The 641-nt window shown below is 73.2% G+C and carries 2 protein-coding genes; both read left to right on the top strand.

From position 1 onward, the window contains the following. Positions 1-127 (top strand): MoaD/ThiS family protein (locus AC27IQ_RS26575; protein WP_487091464.1); only part of this gene is annotated, 127 nt, incomplete at its 5' end. Positions 128-164: 37 nt separating this feature from the next. Continuing rightward, positions 165-641, top strand: a complete 477-nt coding sequence (locus AC27IQ_RS26570) for a nuclear transport factor 2 family protein (RefSeq protein ID WP_487091462.1) — start codon at positions 165-167, stop codon at positions 639-641.

Here is a 641-nt window from a genome sequence, read left to right as displayed (position 1 = left end):
CTGGGCGCACAGCCTGGGCCGCGGCCGCGCGGTGCGCATGGCGCTCGACCAGACGCTGAGCGACGAATCCGCAGCGCTGGCCGATGGGGCGGAAGTGGCGTTCTTTCCGCCCGTCACGGGCGGCTGAAGGCCGGCGCGCCCGTGGCCTGACGCGCCCCTTTTCGATGCCTGCTTCCGACGCGCCCCTTTTGCCGTTGCTGCAGGCCCTGGAGGTGGAGTTGCACCGGCCGGCCGCGCGCCAGGACGCCGCCCGGCTGGACGCACTGCTGCACGACGACTTCCGCGAGTTCGGCCGCTCCGGCGCGGTCTACACCAAGGCGGACGTCCTCTCGCAACTGCCGGCCCAGGCGCAGCATGCCGTGGTGGTCGCGGACCGTTTCGAGGTCCGGCGTCTCGGTGAGTTCGCCGCGCTGCTCACGTACCGATCGGCGCAGCGGTTGGACGACGGAACCCTGGAGCGGTGGACGCTGCGCACTTCGGTGTGGGAGCGGTCTGCGCGCGGGTGGCAAATGTGCTTCCACCAGGGCACGCCTGCCGCGCCCGAAGGCCCCGGCGAATCCGAGCCCCCGACGGCACGGGCCGAAGGGGGTGCCGCCGCCTTGATGGCGGCGGCCCGAGGCCCGTCGCCCGCAGGCTCTTAA

The sequence above is a fragment of the Acidovorax sp. KPB24-07 genome, assembly GCF_057543315.1.
This window is presented reverse-complemented; position numbering and strand designations above follow the sequence as displayed.